At 64.2% G+C, this 22,403-nt stretch carries 21 protein-coding genes and 2 tRNA genes; 15 read left to right on the top strand and 8 right to left on the bottom strand.

Annotated features, from left to right (window positions below; genetic code table 11):
- Positions 1–24 precede the first annotated feature (24 nt).
- The 9 genes from thrS to RM96_RS00495 all read left to right on the top strand — a co-directional run bounded on the left by thrS (position 25) and on the right by RM96_RS00495 (position 8,218).
- Positions 25–1,932: a threonine--tRNA ligase gene (gene thrS / locus RM96_RS00535; protein ID WP_039006524.1), complete on the top strand. Its 1,908-nt coding sequence runs from the start codon at positions 25–27 to the stop codon at positions 1,930–1,932.
- A 48-nt stretch (positions 1,933–1,980) separates the two neighbouring features.
- Positions 1,981–2,502: a translation initiation factor IF-3 gene (infC, locus tag RM96_RS00530; protein ID WP_082016373.1), complete on the top strand. Its 522-nt coding sequence runs from the start codon at positions 1,981–1,983 to the stop codon at positions 2,500–2,502.
- A 166-nt stretch (positions 2,503–2,668) separates the two neighbouring features.
- The gene (gene rpmI, locus RM96_RS00525) at positions 2,669–2,866 is read left to right on the top strand and encodes a 50S ribosomal protein L35 (RefSeq protein ID WP_011297448.1); all 198 of its coding nucleotides are present in this window, start codon (positions 2,669–2,671) and stop codon (positions 2,864–2,866) included.
- A gap of 27 nt (positions 2,867–2,893) precedes the next feature.
- Positions 2,894–3,250, top strand: a complete 357-nt coding sequence (gene rplT / locus RM96_RS00520) for a 50S ribosomal protein L20 (RefSeq protein ID WP_008650487.1) — start codon at positions 2,894–2,896, stop codon at positions 3,248–3,250.
- 236 nt (positions 3,251–3,486) lie between these two features.
- On the top strand, positions 3,487–4,518 hold the full coding sequence (gene pheS / locus RM96_RS00515; RefSeq protein WP_039006510.1) for a phenylalanine--tRNA ligase subunit alpha: 1,032 nt from the start codon (positions 3,487–3,489) through the stop codon (positions 4,516–4,518).
- 72 nt (positions 4,519–4,590) lie between these two features.
- Positions 4,591–7,038, top strand: a complete 2,448-nt coding sequence (gene pheT / locus RM96_RS00510) for a phenylalanine--tRNA ligase subunit beta (protein WP_039006509.1) — start codon at positions 4,591–4,593, stop codon at positions 7,036–7,038.
- An 81-nt stretch (positions 7,039–7,119) separates the two neighbouring features.
- Positions 7,120–7,536: an integration host factor subunit alpha gene (locus tag RM96_RS00505; protein WP_039006507.1), complete on the top strand. Its 417-nt coding sequence runs from the start codon at positions 7,120–7,122 to the stop codon at positions 7,534–7,536.
- A gap of 118 nt (positions 7,537–7,654) precedes the next feature.
- On the top strand, positions 7,655–8,086 hold the full coding sequence (locus RM96_RS00500) for a MerR family transcriptional regulator (protein WP_039006505.1): 432 nt from the start codon (positions 7,655–7,657) through the stop codon (positions 8,084–8,086).
- A gap of 55 nt (positions 8,087–8,141) precedes the next feature.
- A tRNA-Pro gene (locus RM96_RS00495) sits at positions 8,142–8,218 on the top strand.
- A 797-nt stretch (positions 8,219–9,015) separates the two neighbouring features.
- On the opposite strand, the gene RM96_RS00490 is transcribed toward RM96_RS00495, so the two are convergent.
- The 3 genes from RM96_RS00490 to RM96_RS00480 form a co-directional block, all read right to left on the bottom strand.
- Positions 9,016–9,534 (bottom strand): cupin domain-containing protein, encoded by a 519-nt coding sequence (locus tag RM96_RS00490; RefSeq protein ID WP_039006503.1) that lies wholly within the window; start codon positions 9,532–9,534, stop codon positions 9,016–9,018.
- A 30-nt stretch (positions 9,535–9,564) separates the two neighbouring features.
- A complete protein-coding gene (locus tag RM96_RS00485; RefSeq protein ID WP_039006501.1) occupies positions 9,565–9,825 on the bottom strand; it encodes a hypothetical protein in 261 nt (86 codons plus the stop codon).
- Between the two features lie 93 nt (positions 9,826–9,918).
- Complete coding sequence (locus RM96_RS00480) at positions 9,919–10,218, bottom strand: hypothetical protein (protein ID WP_039006500.1); 300 nt, start codon at positions 10,216–10,218, stop codon at positions 9,919–9,921.
- Between the two features lie 158 nt (positions 10,219–10,376).
- Here RM96_RS00480 and RM96_RS00475 point away from each other — a divergent pair, with 158 nt between their 5' ends.
- From RM96_RS00475 to RM96_RS00460, 4 genes are all read left to right on the top strand, one after another.
- Complete coding sequence (locus RM96_RS00475; protein ID WP_039006498.1) at positions 10,377–10,763, top strand: hypothetical protein; 387 nt, start codon at positions 10,377–10,379, stop codon at positions 10,761–10,763.
- A gap of 54 nt (positions 10,764–10,817) precedes the next feature.
- On the top strand, positions 10,818–11,051 hold the full coding sequence (locus RM96_RS00470) for a hypothetical protein (protein WP_039006497.1): 234 nt from the start codon (positions 10,818–10,820) through the stop codon (positions 11,049–11,051).
- Between the two features lie 139 nt (positions 11,052–11,190).
- Positions 11,191–11,337, top strand: coding sequence for a hypothetical protein (locus tag RM96_RS00465; RefSeq protein ID WP_238587025.1), 147 nt, complete (start codon positions 11,191–11,193; stop codon positions 11,335–11,337).
- Positions 11,338–11,425: 88 nt separating this feature from the next.
- Complete coding sequence (locus RM96_RS00460; RefSeq protein ID WP_039006493.1) at positions 11,426–11,743, top strand: hypothetical protein; 318 nt, start codon at positions 11,426–11,428, stop codon at positions 11,741–11,743.
- Positions 11,744–11,750: 7 nt separating this feature from the next.
- On the opposite strand, the gene RM96_RS00455 is transcribed toward RM96_RS00460, so the two are convergent.
- Together RM96_RS00455 and RM96_RS00450 are read right to left on the bottom strand one after the other, a co-directional pair.
- Positions 11,751–16,598: an NAD-glutamate dehydrogenase gene (locus RM96_RS00455; RefSeq protein WP_039006491.1), complete on the bottom strand. Its 4,848-nt coding sequence runs from the start codon at positions 16,596–16,598 to the stop codon at positions 11,751–11,753.
- A gap of 192 nt (positions 16,599–16,790) precedes the next feature.
- On the bottom strand, positions 16,791–17,309 hold the full coding sequence (locus RM96_RS00450; protein WP_039006489.1) for a hypothetical protein: 519 nt from the start codon (positions 17,307–17,309) through the stop codon (positions 16,791–16,793).
- A gap of 423 nt (positions 17,310–17,732) precedes the next feature.
- On the opposite strand from RM96_RS00450, the gene RM96_RS00445 reads away from it, so the two are divergent.
- A complete protein-coding gene (locus tag RM96_RS00445) occupies positions 17,733–19,250 on the top strand; it encodes an acetyl-CoA hydrolase/transferase family protein (protein WP_039006487.1) in 1,518 nt (505 codons plus the stop codon).
- Positions 19,251–19,326: 76 nt separating this feature from the next.
- Here RM96_RS00445 and RM96_RS00440 read toward each other — a convergent pair whose 3' ends face one another.
- From RM96_RS00440 to RM96_RS00430, 3 genes are all read right to left on the bottom strand, one after another.
- Positions 19,327–19,647, bottom strand: coding sequence for a hypothetical protein (locus tag RM96_RS00440; RefSeq protein WP_039006547.1), 321 nt, complete (start codon positions 19,645–19,647; stop codon positions 19,327–19,329).
- 288 nt (positions 19,648–19,935) lie between these two features.
- Positions 19,936–20,922 (bottom strand): Bug family tripartite tricarboxylate transporter substrate binding protein, encoded by a 987-nt coding sequence (locus RM96_RS00435; protein ID WP_039006485.1) that lies wholly within the window; start codon positions 20,920–20,922, stop codon positions 19,936–19,938.
- 337 nt (positions 20,923–21,259) lie between these two features.
- Positions 21,260–21,335, bottom strand: a tRNA-Lys gene (locus RM96_RS00430).
- A gap of 114 nt (positions 21,336–21,449) precedes the next feature.
- Between RM96_RS00430 and RM96_RS00425 the strand changes: the two genes are divergently transcribed.
- On the top strand, positions 21,450–22,358 hold the full coding sequence (locus RM96_RS00425; protein ID WP_039006484.1) for a LysR family transcriptional regulator: 909 nt from the start codon (positions 21,450–21,452) through the stop codon (positions 22,356–22,358).
- Positions 22,359–22,403: the final 45 nt, after the last annotated feature.

Genomic DNA, 22,403 nt, shown 5'->3' with positions numbered 1-22,403 from the left:
GGGCGGACACCTGGAGAGAGCAAGATGATCGCAATCACGCTGCCGGATGGTTCCCGCCGTGAATTTCCTGCCCCCGTAACGGTTGCCGAAGTCGCGCAGAGCATCGGCTCGGGCCTGGCCAAGGCCGCGCTCGCGGGCAAGGTCGACGGCCAGATGGTCGACACGAGCTACACCATCGATCGCGACGTGGCACTGTCGATCATCACGGACAAGGATGCCGACGGCGTCGACGTCATCCGCCACTCCACGGCCCACTTGCTGGCCTATGCGGTGAAGGAGCTCTATCCCGAGGCGCAGGTGACGATCGGGCCGGTCATCGAAAACGGCTTCTACTACGACTTTGCCTACAAGCGTCCCTTCACGCCGGAAGACCTGGCCGCCATCGAAAAGAAGATGACGGAGCTTGCCCGCAAGGACGAGAAAGTCACGCGCGAAGTCTGGAACCGCGACGAGGCGGTGGCGCTGTTCGAGTCGATGGGCGAAAAGTACAAGGCGGAGATCATCGCCTCGATTCCCGCGGACCAGGAGATCGGGCTGTACCGCGAAGGCAAGTTCGTCGACCTGTGCCGCGGCCCGCACGTGCCGTCCACTGGCAAGCTGAAGGTCTTCAGGCTGATGAAGGTGGCCGGCGCCTACTGGCGTGGCGACGCCAACAACGAGATGCTCCAGCGCATCTACGGTACGGCCTGGGCCAGGAAGGAGGACCAGGAAGCCTACCTGCACATGCTGGAAGAGGCCGAGAAGCGCGATCACCGCAAGCTCGGCAAGACGCTCGACCTGTTCCACCTGCAGGAAGAGGCACCTGGCATGGTGTTCTGGCACCCGAAGGGCTGGCAGGTCTGGCAGGCCGTGGAGCAATACATGCGCGGCCGCCTGGCGAACGCGGGCTACGATGAAGTCCGTACGCCGCAGGTGATGGAGCGTTCGCTCTGGGAAAAGTCCGGCCACTGGCAGAACTATAAAGAGAACATGTTCGTCACGGAGTCGGAAAAGCACGACTACGCGATCAAGCCGATGAATTGCCCGGGGCACGTGCAGATTTTCAATCACGGCCTGCGTTCCTACCGCGACCTGCCGCTGCGTCTCGCCGAATTCGGCGCCTGCCATCGCAACGAGCCCTCGGGCGCGCTGCACGGCCTGATGCGCGTGCGCGGATTTGTGCAGGATGATGCGCATATCTTCTGCACGGAAGAGCAGATCGTTGCCGAAGCGAAGGCGTTCAACGAGCTCGCGTTCTCGGTCTATGACGACTTCGGTTTCAAGGACGTCGCGGTGAAGCTGTCGCTACGCCCCGACCAGCGCGCCGGTTCGGATGAGGTCTGGGACCACGCCGAGGAAGGCCTGCGCCTGGCGCTGCGAGCGTGCGGCGTGGAGTGGGAAGAGCTGCCGGGCGAGGGTGCTTTCTACGGCCCGAAGGTCGAGTACCACATCAAGGACGCCATCGGCCGCTCCTGGCAGTGCGGCACGCTCCAGCTCGATCTGGTGCTGCCCGAGCGCCTGGATGCCGAGTACGTCTCGGAAGACAATTCGCGCAAGCGCCCGGTCATGCTCCACCGCGCCATCCTGGGTTCTTTCGAGCGCTTCCTGGGCATCCTGCTGGAGAACCACGCGGGTGCGCTACCCGCCTGGCTGGCGCCGGATCAGGTAGTTGTGATGAATATTGCCGATTCTCAGGCTGAATATGCCGAAAACGTCGTGCAATTGCTGCAAAAACAAGGATTTAGGGCCAAGGCCGATTTGCGTAACGAGAAAATTACGTATAAAATCCGCGAGCATTCGCTTCAAAAGATCCCCTACCTGCTGGTAGTGGGCGACAAGGAGCGGGATGCCAATCAAGTGGCCGTGCGTGCCCGTGGCAACGTGGATCTGGGTGTGATGCCTGTCTCCGCGTTTGTGGAACGTCTGCAACACGACGTTGCCAGCAAAGCCTGATGGGTGGAAAGCACGGCTTGTTTTTTTGTCTTCTTGAGGTAACGCAACATCGCTACGGACAAAGGTCATCGCATCAACCGGGAGATCAGTGCGCCCGAACTGCGCCTGGTAGGGGTTGATAACGAACAGCTCGGCATCGTCAAGTTCATGGACGCGCTCCGCCTGGCTGAGGATAAGGACTTGGACCTGGTGGAAATCGCGCCGAACGCGGTTCCGCCCGTCGCCCGGATCATGGATTACGGGAAGTTCAAGTACGAGGAAGCCAAGCGCGCGCACGACGCCAAGCTGAAGCAGAAGATCATCCAGGTCAAGGAAGTCAAATTCCGGCCGGGTACGGATGACGGCGACTACAACGTCAAGCTGCGCAACCTGAAGCGCTTCCTGGAAGACGGCGACAAGACCAAGATCACGCTGCGTTTCCGCGGTCGCGAGATGGCGCACCAGGAAATCGGCGCGCGCATGCTCGAACGCCTGAAGGCGGACCTGGAGGAAATCGGCCAGGTCGAGCAGATGCCGAAGATGGAAGGGCGCCAGATGGTGATGGTGCTTGCTCCCAAGAAGAAGAAGTAATTTTTGCGTGGTGCAGCGGCCGGGATGCGAAGCATTCCGGCGTTGCGTCGTGCGGAAGTAGCGCGGTGACCGTCAAGGACACTGCGCAACAACAAGTGGATGCGGGTCTTGCAAGCGTCGGCGCCAGCCGTCCACCTGCATGCATGTCATAGAGCTGGAGTTTTTCATGCCGAAGATGAAGACGAAGAAAAGCGCTTCCAAGCGCTTTACTGCCCGTCCGAACGGTTCGTTCAAGCGTGGCCAGGCCTTCAAGCGTCACATCCTGACCAAGAAGACCACCAAGAACAAGCGTCACCTGCGTGGTACTCAGGACGTCCATGAGACGAACCTGAAGTCCGTTCGCGCAATGATGCCTTACGCATAACCCTTACGAAAACGAAAGGAGAATTACATGCCTCGAGTAAAACGTGGGGTCACTGCACGGGCCCGTCACAAGAAAGTCATCGACGCTGCCAAGGGTTACCGCGGCCGTCGCAATAACGTCTACCGTATCGCCAAGCAGGCGGTCATGCGTGCTGGCCAGTACGCATACCGCGATCGCCGCAACAAGAAGCGCGTGTTCCGCGCTCTGTGGATTGCGCGTATCAATGCCGCGACGCGTGAGCATGGCATGACCTACAGCGTGTTCATGAACGGTCTGAAGAAGGCCTCGATTGAACTGGACCGCAAGGTGCTGTCGGACATGGCTATTCACGACAAGCCTGCCTTTGCCGCCATCGTCAACCAGGTGAAAGCCACCGTTGCCTGATGCCGGCTGCGGTAGCGCGTAAGCGCTGCCGGGCAAGCACCGACCGCAAGGTCGACCGCTGACCGCAAGGTCTGCTGAAACGGGGCTCCTCACCGAGCCCCGTTTTTATTTGCGGTTCCGGATACCGTTTTGCGCCAGCCGCCGAGACGGCATCCGAAAACGCATACCGCACGTAGTGCCAACCCCTGTCGGCGGGCTTTTGCCAGTCGACGCCAGAACATTCCACGACCGCCGCCATGTCTCAGGATCTGGATCAAATTGTCGCCGACGCCCAGGCCGCTTTCGCTGCCGCCAACGACAACGCCACGCTGGAAAACGAAAAAGCCCGCTTCCTGGGCAAGACCGGTGCGCTGACCGAACTGCTCAAGGGTCTGGGCAAGCTCGACCCGGAAACGCGCAAGGCCGAAGGCGCCCGCATCAACCAGGTCAAGCAGCAGGTGGAAGCCGCGCTGCAGGCACGCCGCCAGGCACTGTCCGACGCGCTGATGAACGCGCGCCTGGCTGCCGAAGCCATCGACGTCACGTTGCCCGGCCGCGCGGCCAGCCGCGGCAGCCTGCATCCGGTGATGCGCACGTGGGAGCGTGTCGAGCAGATCTTTGGTTCGATCGGATTCGATGTGGCCGATGGCCCCGAGATCGAAACCGACTGGATGAACTTCACCGCGCTGAACAACCCGGACAACCATCCGGCGCGTTCGATGCAGGACACCTTCTATGTGGACGGCCGCGACAGCGACGACAAGCTCCTGCTGCTGCGCACGCACACCAGCCCGATGCAGGTCCGCTACGCGAAGATGCACGTAGAAAAGTATGCCGGCAAGGCGATGCCGCCGATCAAGGTGATCTGCCCGGGCCGCACCTACCGCGTGGACAGCGATGCCACCCACTCGCCGATGTTCAACCAGGTCGAAGGCCTGTGGATCGGGGAAGACGTGAGCTTTGCCGACCTGAAGGGCGTGTACACCGACTTCCTGCGCAAGTTCTTCGAGCGCGACGACATCCAGGTGCGATTCCGCCCGTCGTACTTCCCGTTCACCGAGCCGTCGGCCGAGATCGACATGGCCTTTGGCAGCGGGAAATGGCTGGAGATCTCCGGTTCGGGCCAGGTGCATCCGAACGTGCTGCGCAACATGGGCCTGGATCCCGAGCGCTACATCGGCTTCGCGTTCGGCTCCGGCCTGGAGCGCCTGACGATGCTGCGCTATGGCATCAACGACCTGCGCCTGTTCTTCGAGGGCGACGTGCGCTTCCTGCGCCAGTTCGCCTGACGCGCCGCCGTTTCCCGGCCATCGTCCCATTCGTCACCGACTACACAGAATACTTACCGGATCAGAAGCGCCATGCAATTCTCGGAATCCTGGCTTCGCACCTTCGCCAACCCTGAAAAGATCTCCACCGACGCGCTGTCGCACAGCCTGACCATGGCCGGGCTGGAAGTGGAAGAGGTGGGCCCGGTTGCGCCGCCGTTCGACAAGGTGGTGGTCGCGCACGTGCTGTCGACCGAACGCCATCCCAACGCCGACCGCCTCAATGTGTGCCAGGTCGATGCCGGCACCGGCGAGACCCTGCAGATCGTCTGCGGCGCGCCTAACGTCAAGCCCGGCATCAAGGTGCCGTGCGCGCTGGTCGGCGCCGTGCTGCCGCCGGCCGAGGATGGCGGCAAGCCGTTCGAGATCAAGGTCGGCAAGCTGCGCGGCGTGGACAGCTACGGCATGCTGTGCTCGGCACGCGAACTGAAGCTGTCGGAGGAACACGGCGGCCTGCTGGTGCTGCCGGAAGACGCGCCGGTCGGCCAGAACATCCGCCAGTACCTCGATCTGGATGACCAGGTCTTTGTCATCAAGCTGACACCGAACAAGGCGGACTGCCTGTCGATCCACGGCGTCGCGCGTGAAGTCGCCGCGCTGACCGGCGCCGCGCTCACGCTGCCGGCAATGAAGCCGGTGGCGGTGACGATCGAGGACAAGCTGCCGGTCAAGGTGTCGGCGCCGGATCTGTGCGGCCGTTTCTCGGGCCGCATCATCCGCGGCGTCAATGCACGTGCGGCCACGCCGGCATGGATGGTCCAGCGCCTGGAGCGTTCGGGCCAGCGCAGCATTTCGGCGCTGGTCGACATCTCGAACTACGTGATGCTCGAACTCGGCCGTCCGTCGCACGTGTTCGACCTGCACAAGATCCATGGCGGCCTGGACGTGCGCTGGGGCCGCAAGGGCGAGCAGATCAAGCTGCTCAACGGCAACACCGTCGAGGTGGACGAGCAGGTCGGCGTGATCGCCGACGACAAGGAAATCGAGAGCCTGGCCGGCATCATGGGCGGCGACAGCACCGCCGTGACGCTGGACACCACGGATATCTACCTTGAGGCTGCGTTCTGGTGGCCGTCCGCGATCCAGGGCCGTGCGCGCCGCTACAACTTCTCGACCGATGCCGCGCACCGCTTCGAGCGTGGCGTGGATTACGCGACGACGGTCGAGCACATCGAACGCATTACCGCGCTGATCCTCGAGATCTGCGGCGGCCAGGCTGGCCCGGTCGATGACCACGTGGTCAACCTGCCCGTGCGCAAGCCGGTCTGCCTGCGCGTGGCACGCGCCGAGCGCGTGCTCGGTATCGAGCTGTCGCCGGCGGCCATTGCCGATGTCTTCCAGCGCCTGCAGCTGCCGTTCACGCGCAAGCAGGGCGCCGACGGTGAAGTGTTTGAAGTTACGCCGCCGAGCTACCGCTTCGACATCGAGATCGAGGAAGACCTGATCGAGGAAGTCGCGCGCATCTACGGCTTCGAGCGCATTCCCGCCCGCCCGCCCGTGGCCGAGAGCGAGATGCGGCCAACCAACGAAGCGCGCCGCTCCACCCACACGGTCCGTCATGCGCTGGCCGCGCGCGATTACCAGGAAGTCATCAACTTTGCCTTCGTGGAAGAGAAGTGGGAGCGTGACTTCGCGTCGAACGACAACCCGATCCGCCTGCTGAATCCGATCGCGAGCCAGCTGGCCGTGATGCGTTCCACGCTGATCGGTGGCCTGGTCGACAAGGTGCGCTACAACCTGAACCGCAAGGCGGCGCGCGTGCGCCTGTTCGAGGTGGGCCGCGTGTTCCATCGTGACAGCGATGTGAAGGACGGCGGCCTGACCGTGGCGGGCTATCGCCAGCCGATGATGGCAGCGGGTATCGCTTACGGCCCGGCGTTCGAAGAGCAGTGGGGCATCGCCACCCGCAACGTCGATTTCTTCGACATCAAGGGCGACGTGGAAGCCCTGTTCCATCCGCGCGTGGCGCGCTTCGAGCCGGTTTCGCATCCCGCGCTGCATCCGGGCCGCGCCGCGCGCGTGCTGGTAGACGGCAAGGCGGTTGGCGTCGTCGGTGAACTGCATCCGCGCTGGCTGCAGGAGTATGAGCTCGCACACGCGCCGGTGCTGTTCGAACTGGAGCTCGACGCGTTGCGCGACGTCGGCCTGCCGGCATACACCGAAGTGTCGAAATTCCCGGCGGCCGTGCGTGACCTGGCTGTGGTGGTGAAGCAGTCGGTACGCGTGCAGGACCTGATCGACGCCATGCGTGCGGCGCTGGAAAAGCAGGGCTTCGGGCGCTACTGCCAGAGCCTCGTGCTGTTCGACGAGTTCCGTCCGAAGGCGGCTTCCGCGGCCATTGGCGCTGACGAGAAAAGCCTTGCGTTCCGGGTGACCTTGCAAGATACTGGGTCGACCCTTCAGGACGAAACGGTCGACAGCGCCGTGCGCTGCATGGTCGACGCGCTGGGCGAGGCCTTCCAGGCCCGTCTGCGCGGCTGAACCGACGGCCGATACGATGAACGGGCGCCCGGGCAGAGTACCCGGGCGGATCGCCAGACAGAACCACATCGAGCGATCTACATGAATGATCGAGACGCGAATTCCATGACCGCTGCAGCACTGGGTGAGATGAGCGACCGGCAATCTTCCTCACTTGACGACGCTACGCCGGATGCCCGCGCGACCGAGGTGCCCACCCTGACCAAGGCCGAACTTGCCGAGATGCTGTTCGACCAGGTGGGCCTCAACAAGCGTGAATCGAAGGACATGGTCGAAGCCTTCTTCGACGTCATCCGCGAGGCCCTGGAGCAGGGCGACAGCGTCAAGCTGTCCGGCTTCGGCAACTTCCAGTTGCGCGACAAGCCGCAACGCCCGGGGCGCAATCCCAAGACCGGCGAGATCATCCCCATTACCGCGCGCCGCGTGGTGACATTCCACGCCAGCCAGAAACTCAAGGGGCTGGTCGAGGAGCGTGCCGGCCTGGCGCTGCCCGGCTGAGCGCAGTCACCCGAATGGCGGATTGCCGGCGGTAGCGGGCGGCTGTATCCTTCTGCGCGCGCAAGCCGCGCGCCAACCACGACCGGCCGGCATGGCCTGACGCCTGTCACCACCACAAATGTCGGACAAATCCAGCGAACGCATCGCGTTGCCGCCGATCCCCGCCAAGCGCTACTTCACCATCGGTGAGGTCAGCGAGCTTTGCGCCGTCAAGCCGCACGTACTGCGCTACTGGGAGCAGGAATTCACGCAGCTCAAGCCCGTCAAGCGGCGCGGCAACCGGCGCTATTACCAGCACCACGAAGTCCTGCTTATCCGCCGGATTCGCGAACTGCTGTACGAGCAGGGCTTCACCATCAACGGTGCGCGCAATCGCCTCGACGAAGGCCGTCATCACGCGCATGCGGCCGCTGGTGCGGAGCCCGAAGAGCGGGTCGAGCCGGCGTCTGAGGCACCGCTGCTCTGCGTGGATATTACGAGCCTGCGCGGTGAATTGCTCGAAGTGCAGCACCTGCTCGCCCAGCTTCGCGAGATCGTGCGGCACTCATAATTTCTGCGTGTGCCGCTGGTCATTTTGGAAATGCTTCTGTTATAATCTTTTGCTTCGGGGCGTAGCGCAGCCTGGTAGCGTACCTGCATGGGGTGCAGGTGGTCGGAGGTTCAAATCCTCTCGCCCCGACCAGATCGAAACCCGCACAGTCATTGGCTGTGCGGGTTTTTTGTTGTGCGTTCGGGCGCGTGGGCATGGGTTTGCGGCGCGCCGAATACATCGGATCACGTGGCAAGCCTGTCCCGTCAGGCCGCATGTCATGCGCATGCGGTCTGGCACGCAATGCAAGCCCGCAGTCTAGTTGCAGACAGTCCCGGGAATAGGTTTGCCGGACGCCGTTGCGCCTTGGCAGGTGTCGCCTGGACTGGGTGTTCCGTCACCGGGCTGGCCGGGGAGGAGTCTCAGCTTTCCGGCAACCGTGCAGCAGCGCTGAACGCCGGCGGGGGGCTGAGCCTTGCTGCTGGTGCTGGTGCTGGTGCTGGTGCTGGCTGCGGACTTCGCAGATGCCGGTTCCACCTGCTCGTCCGCGTCGGGGGAGACGCACTGGCCTTGCTGGCAAATCCGTTCTCCTTTGCACTGCATGTCGTATTGACATCCGGCGGCCACCGAGAGCGATGGCCATGCAATTGCCAGCGAAGCAGCCAGCAGTAACTCCGGTGTTTTCATGTTGGCTCCTGCGTATCGCAGCAACACTGTCGACGCTGCCAGCACGGCCGGGTACATGCTGAGGGACAACTCACGATCATCCCTCAGCCGGCGTGTGTGATCGACATCTTCAGAATATGCCAACGCCCGCGGCAAGGGGAAGGATGCGAGTGTGCCGGAGGTGCGGTTTCTCACTCGCCTGTCTGGTGGGTTGCAGGCAGAGGCGGCGGTGTGCACGCGATTGATGTCTGACTTGCATGCGCGGCAGGTCTGGCTGAGGCCGCCTACGCGGACTTCGGTGCCAGCCGCCGGATCAGCGCAGCATGGTTGGGATGGGCTGCGAGTAGTGCTGCCGTATCGCCCAGTTCGAATTCGCTGAATTCGAAGCCGGGCGCAACCGTGCAGCCCAGCAATGCGAAATCTTCGCTGCCAATGTCCTGCACGCGCTCGGCAGCGAACCAGTGATTGGCGGGCACCAAAGCCTGGAAGACGGCTCCGGCATGCGCCAGCGGATTGCCCAGGCGGTGTGTGACTACGCTGCCGTTGTCGCCGAGCACATGGACGTCCAGCGGCGTGCCGGCATGGAAGTGCCAGAGCTCGTCGGAGCGGATGCGGTGCCATGCGGAGTAGTCGCTGGACTGCAGCAGGTAGTAGATCGCAGTCGATGCGCTGCGCTCGCGATTGTCGGAGCGCAGGATCCGTTCCGGGCTGCGATAGGTCTCCCGGAAATAGCCGCCTTCAGGGTGGGGCTGGAGGTCCAGCGCCTGGATCAGCCGGCTTGTTGCTGAATCGGGAATCGGCACGGGCGAGGGCTCCTCGGTGTCAGGCGCGGATCAGAGCAGGGCAAACCGTGCTTCGCCCGGGCCGACCGCAGCAGGGCGGCTGACGGGGTAGCGGTAATGCGTGCCGCCGGCATCAAAGGAGAGGAAATCCGGGGTCCAGCGCATGGATTGCAGGTGCCTGAGTTCGACGCCGTGAACGACGATGGCGCCCGCTCCCACGGTGACGTGCTCGCATGGTAGGCGCAGGCATTCCGAATCGTCACCGAAGTAGTGGGCTTCCAGGAGGATGGAATCGGAGTGGTAGAGGGGCATACGGCGTCAGGCAATGAATACTGTATGAATATACAGTATAAACGGCTTTTGGCGAACGGTCACTCTCGTTTTGGCCTCGTCTCGAGCCAGCCGTTATTGCGTTCCGCGTCGTTCGCGTTCCTTCCTGGCCAGGAACTCTCCGATCTCTTCCTTGCTGACCGCGCCCCGCTTCGCCGTATCGATTTCATCGAAGTGCTTGAAGATGTTGGGCATGCCGGCTTTGGCTTCTTCGCGGCTAAGCTTGCCGTCGTGGTTGGCATCGGCGGCATTGAAGCGGGCATCGAAGCGTTCCCGCGCCTGCTCGCCGCGGCCTGGTTCCTGGGCGCCGGCGAGGCTCGCCGCGCAGAACAGCGCCAGGACGGTACAGGGGAGGCAGACAAGGCGTGTGGACATGCAGGGCTCCTTGGTGTGCGTTGACGCAGCCCTCGGAAACAGGCGCCTGAAAAGTATAGCGGCCAGCAAGGCGCTCCTGTCGCGCTGGCGGGGCTTTGGTATAACCTGAACCAGATGCCGGACACAGAGGGCTCCCGCATCGTTCCCCGGAGACCGTCATGGCGCATTGCGATAGCAGGGCCTGCTGGTTTGGAACCGGCCTGCTGCTCGGTGCCGCGGCGGCGGCCCTGTGCGCCATGCTGGTGCGCGCTGAACGGCACGGCGCCATGTCCGTTGGGGGGACTGCGGGAAGACTCGACGAACCATCTGCCGAATTTGATCCGCAGCCGGAGGTGGCAACGGATGTGGTCGAATACCGCGGCTTTGTGATCCATGTGTTCTGCCACGCGCTGGGTGCGGGGCGCTACAAGGCCAAGTGCGACATATGGGAATCGGGGGCCGTAGCGCTGGAAGGCGGCTCGCCGCCGGCGATCTACGCCACGCCCAGCGAGGCGCGGGTGGCAGCGGTCGCATGGGCCCGGCACTGGGTGCAGAACAACGGCTGACGGGCTGTGCCGCCGTCATTGCCTCGTCTGAAGCGGCAACAACGGGAGATATTGATGCACGCCTGTGACCTTTGCCATCAACTCGTGGGAGAACCTTCGACCGTGCCGCCGCACGAGAACCTGGCGGCTTCCGGCATCGGTGCCATGAGCAATCGCTGCAAGGTGGACAGCCGCTGGCATTGCACCGGTTGCGGCGCCTGGATGTACCAGAGCACAGCGCTGGGCGAGCCGCCGAATATGTGGCGGATGGGCGCCCGGCCGGCCGACTGGCCGGAAAACCGTAGCTGAAAACCGGCGGCCGCATGCCGCGATGTGGCATGCTGTCCGGTTTTGTCTTGCGCTGGTCTTGCCAGTCACTTAATTTACAGGAGTCAGGATGTTTGTTTGTGGGAATCAGGCCTGCGGAGCTCGTTGGAAACCGTCCGAGGTGGAAATTCGGAACGAGGGGCAGGGCCCCATCTTCCGGTGCCCGCAATGCGGCGCACGCAATGCGGTGGTGGGCCGCACCAGGCGCGACGGCTCGCTGGAGTACCGGCAGGTGCAGGCAAAGCACCAGGGTACGGCCGCGAAATAGGGCGAAACAGCACGAAACCCTACGCAGGTAGGGGTAATCCTGCGCCGTAGTTGCCTAAAGGCGGCTATTAAGGGACCGTTAAATACGAATGGACATTAGCGACCTCCCACAAGATTCAGCCTCCAACGCCGAACTCATCGGTTGGGCGGGGGCATCGCCGCAGGTCATCGCGAAGGTATTGAACGCGGCGCTGGACGCGCAGGATCTGTCCGGATTCGCCGCGCTGCTTTCGGATATCGCGCGCGACCGCGGCCTGAAAGGCCAGCGCGCCGGCCATCAGTCGATCTACGACATGCCTTACGCGAGCCTGCTGCCACGGCAGACGCACCTGCTCGCCGATGCATTCGAGCTGCTGATCCTGCTCGGCCTCGAGCTGCAGCCGCGCCAGCCGGATGCCGATGACTGACGCGGGATCAGCCGCGTTCCAGCATCCCGATTTCCCGGACCGCCACTGACAGCATCGACAGCCCGGCCGCGCCCGACGCACGCTGGTCTGCCAGCATGCGCGAGAAGCGGTCGAGCGTGGCATGGCGGTTGCCGCGCCACGCTTCGATCAGCGCTTCCGGCGCATCGATGCCGGCCGATTGAGCGAGCACGCTGGTCGTCAACGCACGCTTGAGCCGGCCGAGGTCGTCCAGCGTGGTAGTGCGGGCGAGCAGGTCCCAGTGCGTGTCGGCGGGCAGCGCCAGCGCTCGCTCGCGCAGCCAGCTGAAGTTGAGGTGGCTGTCCAGGGCGAAGTAGACGCCCGCCACCAGCTCCAGGCTCCGGTCGCAGGCCGCGGCCACTTCAGCAATATCGAGTGCGGCCGCGGAAATCTCGCTGCTAGCCACGCGCTGCGCCAGTTCTGCATCGACGCCTGCGTCGGTGAACGCGCGTGCGCGCTCGGCCAGCGCCGCTGCATCGGCCTGCGGCAACAGCTTCGGCAGCTGCGGCGTGAGCCATTGCGCGGCTTGCGCAAAGCGGGCGGTGCTGGCGTCGGCCTTGCCGCCGGTGCGCAGGTATCGGATGAACCACAGGCTGGCACGTTCCAGCAGCAGGCCCACCGATCCGAACATGCGGGCCTGTTCAACGTCGGCTACGCGGTTGTCGAGCGCATCGATGGATTCCCACAGCGCCGTGAGTCCGAACACGTCCCGCGCGATCAGGCAGGCCCGCACGATATCGGCCGGGCTGGCATCGGTTTCTTCCATCATGCGATGCACGAAGGTGGCGCCGATGCGGTTGACCAGCATATTGGTCAGGTGCGTGGCCAGGATTTCCCGCCGCAGCGGGTGGCGCTGCATGGCGTCGCCGTAGCGCTGGCGCAAGGGCACGGGAAAGTAGTCGGCCAGCAGGCCGCCGACCAGCGGGTCTTCCGGCACGTCCGAGCCCAGCAGCTCGTCATAGAGCCACATCTTGCTGTAGGCCAGCAGGACCGCGCGTTCGGGCGATGTCAGGCCTTCACCGGCAGCCTTGCGCTCGGCGATATCGTCTTCGGAAGGCAGGAACTCCAGCGCGCGATTCAGGCGGCCGGCGCGCTCCAGCCAGCGGATCTGCCGTGCTTCGCCGTCAAGCAGCGCTGTACTGCTGCGGCCCGCCACCGAGAGCGCCTGGGTCTGATAGTAGTTGTCCTGCAGCACCAGCAGGCCGACTTCGTCGGTCATCTCGGCAAGCTGCTTGTTGCGCTGCTTTTCCGTCATCTCGCCATCGGCCACCACCAGCCCGAGCAGGATCTTGATGTTGACCTCATGGTCCGAGCAATCCACGCCGGCCGAGTTGTCGATCGCATCGGTGTTGATGCGTCCACCCTTGCGGGCGAACTCGATGCGGCCGAGCTGGGTAAAGCCGAGATTGCCGCCTTCGCCAACCACCTTGCAGCGCAACTCGGCGCCGTTGACGCGCACTGCGTCGTTGGTGCGGTCGCCGGCCTGCTGGTGGGATTCCTGGCTGGATTTGACGTAGGTGCCGATGCCGCCGTTGTAGAGCAGGTCCACCGGCGCCATCAGGATGGCGTGGATCAGCTCGGTCGGTGCGAGCGAGGTGGCGGTGATGCCGAGCACTGCCTGGACCTGCGGCGAAAGCGGGATGGTCTTGGCGGTGCGCGGATAGATGCCGCCGCCCGCCGAGATCAGCTTGCTGTCGTAGTCCGCCCAGCTTGAGCGTGGCAAGGCAAACAGCCGCGAGCGCTCCTGCAGGCTGCTGGCTGTATCCGGGTCGGGATCGAGGAAGATGTGCCGGTGGTCGAATGCGGCCACCAGCCGGATGTGGGGCGAGAGCAGCATGCCGTTGCCGAACACATCGCCGGACATGTCGCCGATGCCGGCCACGGTGAAGTCCGTGGTCTGGGTGTCGATGCCCATCTCGCGGAAATGCCGCTTGACCGACTCCCATGCGCCGCGGGCGGTGATGGCCATCTTCTTGTGGTCGTAGCCCACCGAGCCGCCCGAGGCGAAGGCATCGCCCAGCCAGAAGCCATACTCGGCGGAAATGGCGTTGGCGTAGTCGGAAAACGTTGCCGTGCCCTTGTCGGCCGCCACCACCAGGTAGGGGTCGTTGTCGTCCAGGCGCACCACGTCTGGCGGCGGCACCAGTTCGCCGGCGACCAGGTTGTCGGTGAGATCGAGCAGGCCGCGCAGGAAGGTCTGGTAGCAGGCCACACCCTCCTGCAGAAAGGCGTCGCGATCCGCCGGCGGTGGCGGACGCTTGACCACAAAGCCACCCTTGGAGCCGACCGGCACGATCACCGTGTTCTTGACCATCTGCGCCTTCATCAGGCCGAGCACTTCCGTGCGGAAATCCTCGCGCCGATCCGACCAGCGCAGGCCGCCGCGCGCTACCCGGCCGCCGCGCAGGTGGACGCCTTCCACGCGCGGCGAATACACCCAGATTTCGAACATCGGCCGCGGTTCCGGCAGGCCGGCCACCAACGCCGGATTGAACTTGAACGACAGGTAGGGGCGCGGCTTGCCGTCGGTGTCGCGATGGAAATAGTTGGTCCTCACCGTCGCATTGATCACACCAAGGAAGAGCCGCAGGATGCGGTCTTCGTCCAGGTTCGGCACCTGGTCCAGCGCCGCTTCGATGTCGGCCAGCAGGCGCTCGCAGCGCGTTTCGCGCGTGCTGGCGGTGGCCACGTCGAAGCGGGCGACGAAGAGCCCGACCAGCATCGCCGCAATGGCCGGGTTGCCGGTCAGCGCCCGCTCGATATACGCGTCGCTGAAGGTTGACCCGACCTGCCGCAGGTACTTGGCGTAGGCGCGCAGGATGGTGACGTCGCGGGCGGCCAGCTCGGCGCGCAGCACCAGGCGGTTGAAGTCGTCGTTCTCGATCTGGCCGTCCCAGGCGCGCGCAAAGGCGTCTTCGAAGAGCGCCTTGATGCGTTCGATGTCGACGTCGGCTTGCGTGCCGGACTGGTCGGCGATCTCCAGCCCGAAGTCATGGATCCACACCGGCGTGCCATCGTCTGGCTCGATCAGGTACGGGCGTTCTTCGTCCACGCGCACGCCCAGGTGCTCGAGCATCGGCAGGCTGAGCGACAGGGCGATGGGCTCGCCGGCCCGATACACCTTGAAACGGAACGCGCCTGGTTCCGCTTCGATCGGCCGGTAGAGGTTCATGGCCATGCCATTGCCGTGCAGGGCGTGTTCCATGAGATCAATGTCCCGCACGGCAGTACGCGCCGGATAGTCCTCGCGATAGCCGGCCGGGAACGATGCGCCGTATCGCCGCAACAGGCGGTTGCCATGTTCCTCGCCGCGGCTTTCGTGGAGGGCCTCGGCCAGGTCGTCCTGCCAGCGGCGCGTGGCCTGAACGATGCGCTCTTCGAGTTCGTGCGTATCGACCTCGGGCATGGTGCCCGGCTCGCCGCGCACGGTGATCTGGATGCGTGCCAGCGGGGATTCGGACAGCAGCGGGTTGAACTCGCAGCTCGTGCCGTGGAAGGCGCCGGTCAGCAGCTTCTGGATGCGCTGGCGCAGGTCGGTGTTGTACTTGTCACGCGGCACGAACACCAGGCAGGAGACAAAACGGTCGAAGCGGTCGCGCCGTACGAACAGCCGCGTGCGTTGATGTTCCTGCAGCCGAAGGATGCCGATGGTGATGTCGAACAGCTCGTCCTCGTCGGCCTGGAACAGCTCGTCGCGCGGGTACTGTTCGAGGATGGTGACCAGCGACTTGTACAGGTGCCCCTTGGTGAGGAAGCCCGCACGCGTCAGGATGTTGGCGCACTTGCGCCGCACCAGGGGAATCTCCGCGATTGGCGCCGTATATGCGGTGGAGGTGTACAGGCCCACAAAGCGCCGTTCGCCGAACAACTTGCCGTTGGCGTCGAGCAGCTTGACGCCCACATAGTCGAGATACCCCGGCCGGTGCACGGTCGCGCGCGAGTTGGCCTTGGTCACGAAAATCGGCGAGCTGCCTTCGATGATGCTGGCGGCGGCGGCCGGCAACGGCGTCAGGTCCCCGGATTCCGGCTCGCGCAGGCTTTCGCGCAGAATGCCGGCGCCGGAGCCTGGCACGCCGCGCAGGAAGTAGCGGCCGTCCTGCGCGACGAGTTCGTAGTCGCGCTGGCCAAGGAAGGTCAGGTGGTCGTCCAGCATCCATTGCAGGAAGGCCCGTGCCTCGGTGCTGTCAGGGCTTGCGGCGTTCGGCACGCGTTCCATGTCGGTGATGGTGGCCTGCGTGATATCGCGCATCGGCTGCCAGTCCTCGACGGCGGCACGCACGTCGCCCAACACATTCGCGATACCGTTGCGCAGGGCCTCCAGCCGAGCCGGTTCGCCACTGCGGTCAATCTCGAAGTGAATGAAGGATTCCAGCCGGGAGGCATTGCCACCTTCGCCTTCGCCGCCGAGCGCTATCTTCTCGATGCCGCCGCGCGCGCCGCGCCAGACGCGGAACACCGGATGGATCGCCGAGTGCAGGGCCAGTCCCAGCCGGTTGATTTCCATCGTCACCGAGTCGACCAGGAAGGGCATGTCGTCGTTGACGATCTCGACCACGGTGTGGTCGGAGTGCCATCCGTGCTCTTCCAGGTTGGGGTTGTAGACCCGTACCCGCGCCGTGCCAGGAACGAATTTCTGTGCCGTCTGCCAGTGCGCCATGACCGCACCGTACAGATCCGCCACATCGCGCTGGAGCAGGACTTCGGCGTCAGTCTGGTCGTAATAGTGGCGCAGAAACGGCTCGACCACGGCGAAGCCGGCCGATGGCAATCGTTCTCGTGCGAAGGCGACCAGTTCTTCCAGCAGGTGGGCGACTTTCTCTTCGTTCTCCTGCGGCATGATCCCTCCTTGCGGGTCAGGGTTGGCCGGCAGCCCCCTGGCTATCCCGAACGGCGAGCGAGCAAGGGGGCATGTGCTGGCACATGCTCATACTTTAGGAAAAAACGGCGCACTGGGCGTGACAAAGTGATGATGCTGCGCGCAAGAGCCGGAGCATCGCCAGCCGGACCGGCAAGCGATACCAGGCTGGGTTCAGGCGTGTGTGCGGTGATTGCTGCCGGGCGGTGTGGTCCGGCAGGCCGCGGCCGCCTCCGCGCTTGCCGCGCATTCGCTCCGGCTGCGGCGTGCGGAGTGGTCGCTCAGCGTCAGTTGCATGCGCTGAAGCAGGCTGCCGAGAGCCACGCGCTCCTGGGAGCTGAACGGTGCCACCGACACGGAATGCAGCGCCTTGACGGCCTGCCAGGCGCGCTCCACGCGCGTCGAGGCGGCCTCGGCGATACGGGGTGCGACGGTATCCGAGTATTCCACCCAGCCGTCCTGCGCCAGCTCGCTCAGCATGCGCTCGGAGCAGGCAACGTCGATCGGCATCGCGCCAAGGAATGGTTGATGGCGAACGAACGCGTTCTGCCTGATGGCGCGCAGCAGGAGCCATTTGGCATAGCTCAGTCCGGATACGGACAGGGTTTGTTCCAATGCACCCTGCCAGGCGGTAACGGCATCGACCAGGGCAAGGACAACCGGCTCGTTGGGCTCGAGTGGTTTTGGCTGCATGTAATGGCGTCTCCTTGTGTGTGTTTTGCCGCCATTGCAACGCTGTCGGGCCGGTGCATTGCCGGCCCGGGCGGCACAGGCGCCGCGCCCTCATTGCCGGGGCCAGTCGTCCTGATGTCGCAGACACTAACAGAAAGCCGCGGCGACTGTATGTCAGCAAGCAATTTCCCTGCAGCCGCACAGGGACATAGTGGCGTCTGCGCCACCAATTGCCGCGAGCGCGCCACAGCCGGGCGAGTGAATGCCTTCGGTCGCCTTTGTGCATTCCTTCGTGTTCCATGAGAAAAGCGACTCGGAACCATGACTTTAAATCCATGTGGGAATAGGCGGGGCTGGCTACACTGCCTTTCCAACACCCGATGCCAAGAGCGAAGGGGGCGCACGGCGCGGGTTGGGCCCGCGGCCGGCAGAACGGAGATCATGATGTACAAGGAACGCATTCGCCTGGCCAGGCTCCTCGATAAAGTCGTGTCGGCCGACGAAGCCGCTGCACTGATCCGCGACGGCATGACGGTAGGCATGAGCGGCTTCACCCGGGCAGGCGACTGCAAGGAAGTGCCCTTCGCGCTGGCGCGCCGCGCCGCGACCGAACCGCTGCGCATCACGCTGATGACCGGCGCGTCGCTGGGCAACGATATCGACAAGGTGCTGGCACAGGCCGACGTGATCGCGCGCCGCCTGCCGTTCCAGTCAGACGAAACGCTGCGCCGCAAGATCAATGCCGGCGAGGTGATGTTCATCGACCAGCATCTGTCCGAGACGGTAGAGCAGTTGCGCTCCGGACAGATTGCCCCGGTCGATGTGGCCGTGGTGGAGGCAGTGGCCATCACCGAGCAGGGCGGCATCATACCCAGCACGTCAGTGGGCAACTCGGCCAGCTTCGCGATGCTCGCGAAGAAGGTGATCGTCGAGATCAACCTGAACATGCCGCTGGAGCTGGAGGGCCTGCACGACATCTACTTCCCGGTGCAGCGCCCTTACCGCCAGCCGATTCCGCTGATTTCCGCAGAGCAGCGCATCGGCCTGCCCTACATCCCGATCGATCCGGAGAAAATCGCCGCGATCGTGATCACCGCCAAGGACGACAGCCCGTCCAATGCACTGCCGCCGGATGCCGGCACGCGCCAGATCGCCGGCCATCTCAATGGATTCCTCGCGCGCGAGGTCAGCGCAGGGCGCCTCTCGCCGGCGCTGCAGCCGCTGCAGGCGGGTATCGGCACAATCTCCAACGCGGTGCTGCACGGCCTGGTCGACTCGCCGTTCCATGACCTGAAGATGTATTCGGAGGTCCTGCAGGACAGCACCATCGAACTGCTCGACTCTGGCCGGCTGGCGTTTGCCTCGGCCTCGTCGGTGACGCTGTCAAAGCAGGTCTACCAGCGCTTCCTGTCGAACCTGGAGCAGTACCGCTCGCGAGTCCTGCTGCGGCCGCAGGAGATCAGCAACCATCCGGAGATCCTGCGCCGGCTGGGGCTCATCACCATCAATACGGCGCTGGAGTGCGACATCTACGGCAACGTGAATTCCACGCACGTCAGCGGTACGCACATGATGAACGGCATCGGTGGCTCGGGCGACTTTGCGCGCAATGCGCACCTGTCGGTGTTCGTGACGAAGTCTGTCGCCAAGGGCGGGAATATTTCGAGCATCGTGCCGATGGTGGCGCACGTCGACCATACCGAGCACGATGTCGACATCATCGTCACCGAGCACGGCCTGGCCGACCTGCGCGGGCTGGCGCCGCGCGAGCGAGCACAACAGATCATCGCCAATTGCGCCGACCCGGAGTATCGCGAGCTGCTGTGCGATTATTTCCGGCGCGCCGCACGCAATGGCGGCCATACGCCGCACCTGGTGGAAGAAGCGCTGTCCTGGCACCTGCACTACCGTGATCAAGGCACCATGCGACCGGCCCAGCCAGTCCAGCCTCTGGCAGCCTGAGCCGCCTGCCTCGGCCGTGCAGCAATGTAAACAGCCCGCCGAAGCGGGCTGTTTTCTTGACAGTGGTGAGAACGCCTTACTTGGCCTTGTCGGCGTCAGCGGCCTTTGCGCCGTCGGTGTAAGTGTCGAACTTGCCGGACTTGGCACCGTCAGTGTTCGGATCAAACTTCTTGCCGCTGGCGTTCAGGTCCGATTGGGTCGACTGCTTGGCGCCGTCGGTGTACGGATCGAACTTGCCGGACTTGGCTGCGTTCTTGTGCGGGCTTGCCTTCTTTGTGTGGCTGCCGCTGTAAAGGTCGCCGCCCTCCGTGTAGTTCTTTTGCGCATACGCAAGCTGCGCGGTGCCGATGGCCGCGAGCGCAGCCACGATCAGGGTCGGAACGGTCTTTTTGAGCATCTTCATCCTCGCGTGTGACGGTCGCGCAGCGCCTGTGCGATCCGGTTGAGCCGAATTGAGCGGAATCCCCGGTTAATGTACCGAGCCGGCGCTTGTCCGCAAAGTGAAAGTTTCTTCTACTTGTATTTAACGCGTCCTGCGCGGTCCGGAACCTGTCCTGGATCAAGATATCGCCAGAGGCCTGATTCCGGTTCGAGCCAATGCGCAGTGGCCGGCTCACCAATAAAAAATGCCGGCAGCCACGTGTGGCAACCGGCATTTTCGCCCACTGAAGCGCGCCAGGCGATCTTATTCCAGTGTGATGTTCTGGTCGTGTGCGATCTTCTTGCGCAGGTCAAGCTCGCGCTTGATCTGCGCCGCAAATTGCGCCGACGTGTTGCCGTCGGTATAGGCGCCGCTGTCAGCCAGGCGGCGCCTGGCGTTCGGGTCCTGCAGGGCCTTTACCGCGGCATCGTGCACGCGCGTAATGATCGCGGCGGGGGTGCCGGCCGGCGCCACCAGGCCGTACCAGGCCATATTGTTCATGTCCTTCATGCCGGCCTCGGCGAAGGTCGGCACATCAGGCAGGCCTTCTACGCGCTTCGGCGCCGCCACAGCCAGCGCGCGCAGCTTGCCGGCCTGGATATGGGGCATCGACGACGGCAGGTTGTCGAACTGCGCGTTGACCTGACCGGCCAGTGTATCGTTCAGCGCCGGGCCCGATCCGCGGTACGGGATATGGACCATGTCGGTCTTGGTGATGTCCTTAAACAGCTCGCCGTCCAGGTGCGAGATGCTTCCCTTGCCGGCCGAGGCGTAGCTGTATTTGCCAGGATTGGCCTTCAGCAGTGCAACGAAATCCTTCAGGGTCTTGGCCGGCACCTTCGGGTTCACGGTCAGTACATTGGGCACATTGACCAGGTTGGTGACCGGCGCAAAGTCCTTGATCGGGTCGTACGGGTTCCTGGCGTTGGTGGCGGGGTTGGTCGCCATGGTGCTCACGGTGGCAATGCCCAGCGTGTAGCCGTCCGGCGCGGACTTGGCCAGGGCGTCGGCACCGATTACGCCGCCGCCGCCGCCGCGGTTTTCCACCACCACAGGCTGGCCGAGTTCGCGGCCCAGCGCGTCGGATACGGCGCGCGCCACGATGTCGGTGGTGCCGCCGGCCGCAAACGGGACGATCAGCCGGATCGGCTTGTTCGGGTAGGCCTGGGCCTGGGCCTGGGCCAGGCCGGGCTGCGTCAGGCCAAGGGCGATAATGCAGGCGGCGGTGCCTGCGTGGATAAATGCTTTCAAGGGTGCCTCCGTTCTTCTTTCACTGATTCCGGCCAGCAAGCGGCTGCAGGCGTTCTGTGGGGCGATGCGATCGCCCGGCGCCGTCAGTGTCTGCCCGCTGCTGGCACAACCGGGCCGCCTGGCCATTTTGCGGGAAGGCGGCCGGCACACCGTGGTTTGTTCCGCGATACGGAACCATGTTCCACAATGTGCGCCGGTGGCCATTCAACAGGGAAAGGGCGGGAAACGGAATTGGTGAGAACCCGCGTATCAAGAAATGCAGGGCAATGCCGTGCGCCGATGGCGCGCGCAAATGAAAAAGGCCAACCTGTGCAGGCTGGCCTTTTCGGGAATTCGCTGGTGGGGCGTGAGTGACTCGAACACTCGACCTACGGATTAAGAGTCCGCTGCTCTACCAACTGAGCTAACGCCCCAACGAAGAAAAAGATTGTAGCAAGGTATCGATTAAGACGCAATAGCTTGCCGCACTTTTCTTGCGGTCGGGGCGGCTACAATGCGCGGCAATCCATTGCCGGGAGTACTCGCTCATGCACGCCAGAGTCTTGCGCTATCTCGACGAAGTCGTTCGTCGCGGCTCGATCCGGAAAGCCGCGGAGACCCTGCATGTGGCGCCGACCGCGGTCAATCGCCAGATCCTCGACCTGGAAGCGGAACTCGGTGCGCCGTTGTTCGAGCGGATCAACAAGCGCCTGCGGCTGACGCCCCTGGGCGAGATGGTGCTTGCCCATGTGCGGCAGACCCTGCGCGAGCACGATGCGCTGCGCGACCGGATCGAAGAGTTCAAGGGCGCGCGGCGCGGCGAAGTGACGGTGGCGGCGACTGCCGGCCTGGCGGGCTCGCTGATGCCCTCGCTGGTCCATGATTTCCGGCAGCGTTTTCCGGGGATCGTGGTCCGCGTGGTTGACCTGCCGGTGCTGGAAATCATCGCCGCGGTGGAGCAGGGCGACGCCGACCTGGGCCTTGGCTATGACCTGCCCGAGGTCCCGGCCTTCCGCACGATTGCCACCAGCGACTGGCAGATCGGCGCGGTAGTGCCGCCAGGGCATGCGCTGGCGGCGCAGCCGTCAACGATGTTGAGCGAGTGCGTGGGATATCCGCTGATCCTGCCGGCGCGGTCCTTGTCGATCCGTTCGATCCTTGACGACGCCTTTGCGCGTAACGCCATTGAGGTATCGCCAACTGCCGAATCGACCTCGACTGCGCTGATCCAGCGTCTGGTTATGCTTGGCTCGGGGATTGCCCTGCTGAACCCGCTGGATGTGATGGAGGAGCGGGCCAGGCAGGCACTGGTCTTTGTGCCGCTGCGCGACCGGCATCTGCGGCGCCAGACCCTGGCACTGGTGTCGCGTGCGCGCGGGCAATTGAGCGCGGCCGCAGAGTTGATGGCCGGCACGGTTGCTTCGGCACTGGCCGCCCTGTTCGCGCAGGCGCACTAGCATCAAGTGGGTATGTCCACATTTTGTGGACACATTGGGCGAAAT

The organism is Cupriavidus sp. IDO (assembly GCF_000812465.1).
GTDB lineage: Bacteria > Pseudomonadota > Gammaproteobacteria > Burkholderiales > Burkholderiaceae > Cupriavidus.
This window is presented reverse-complemented; position numbering and strand designations above follow the sequence as displayed.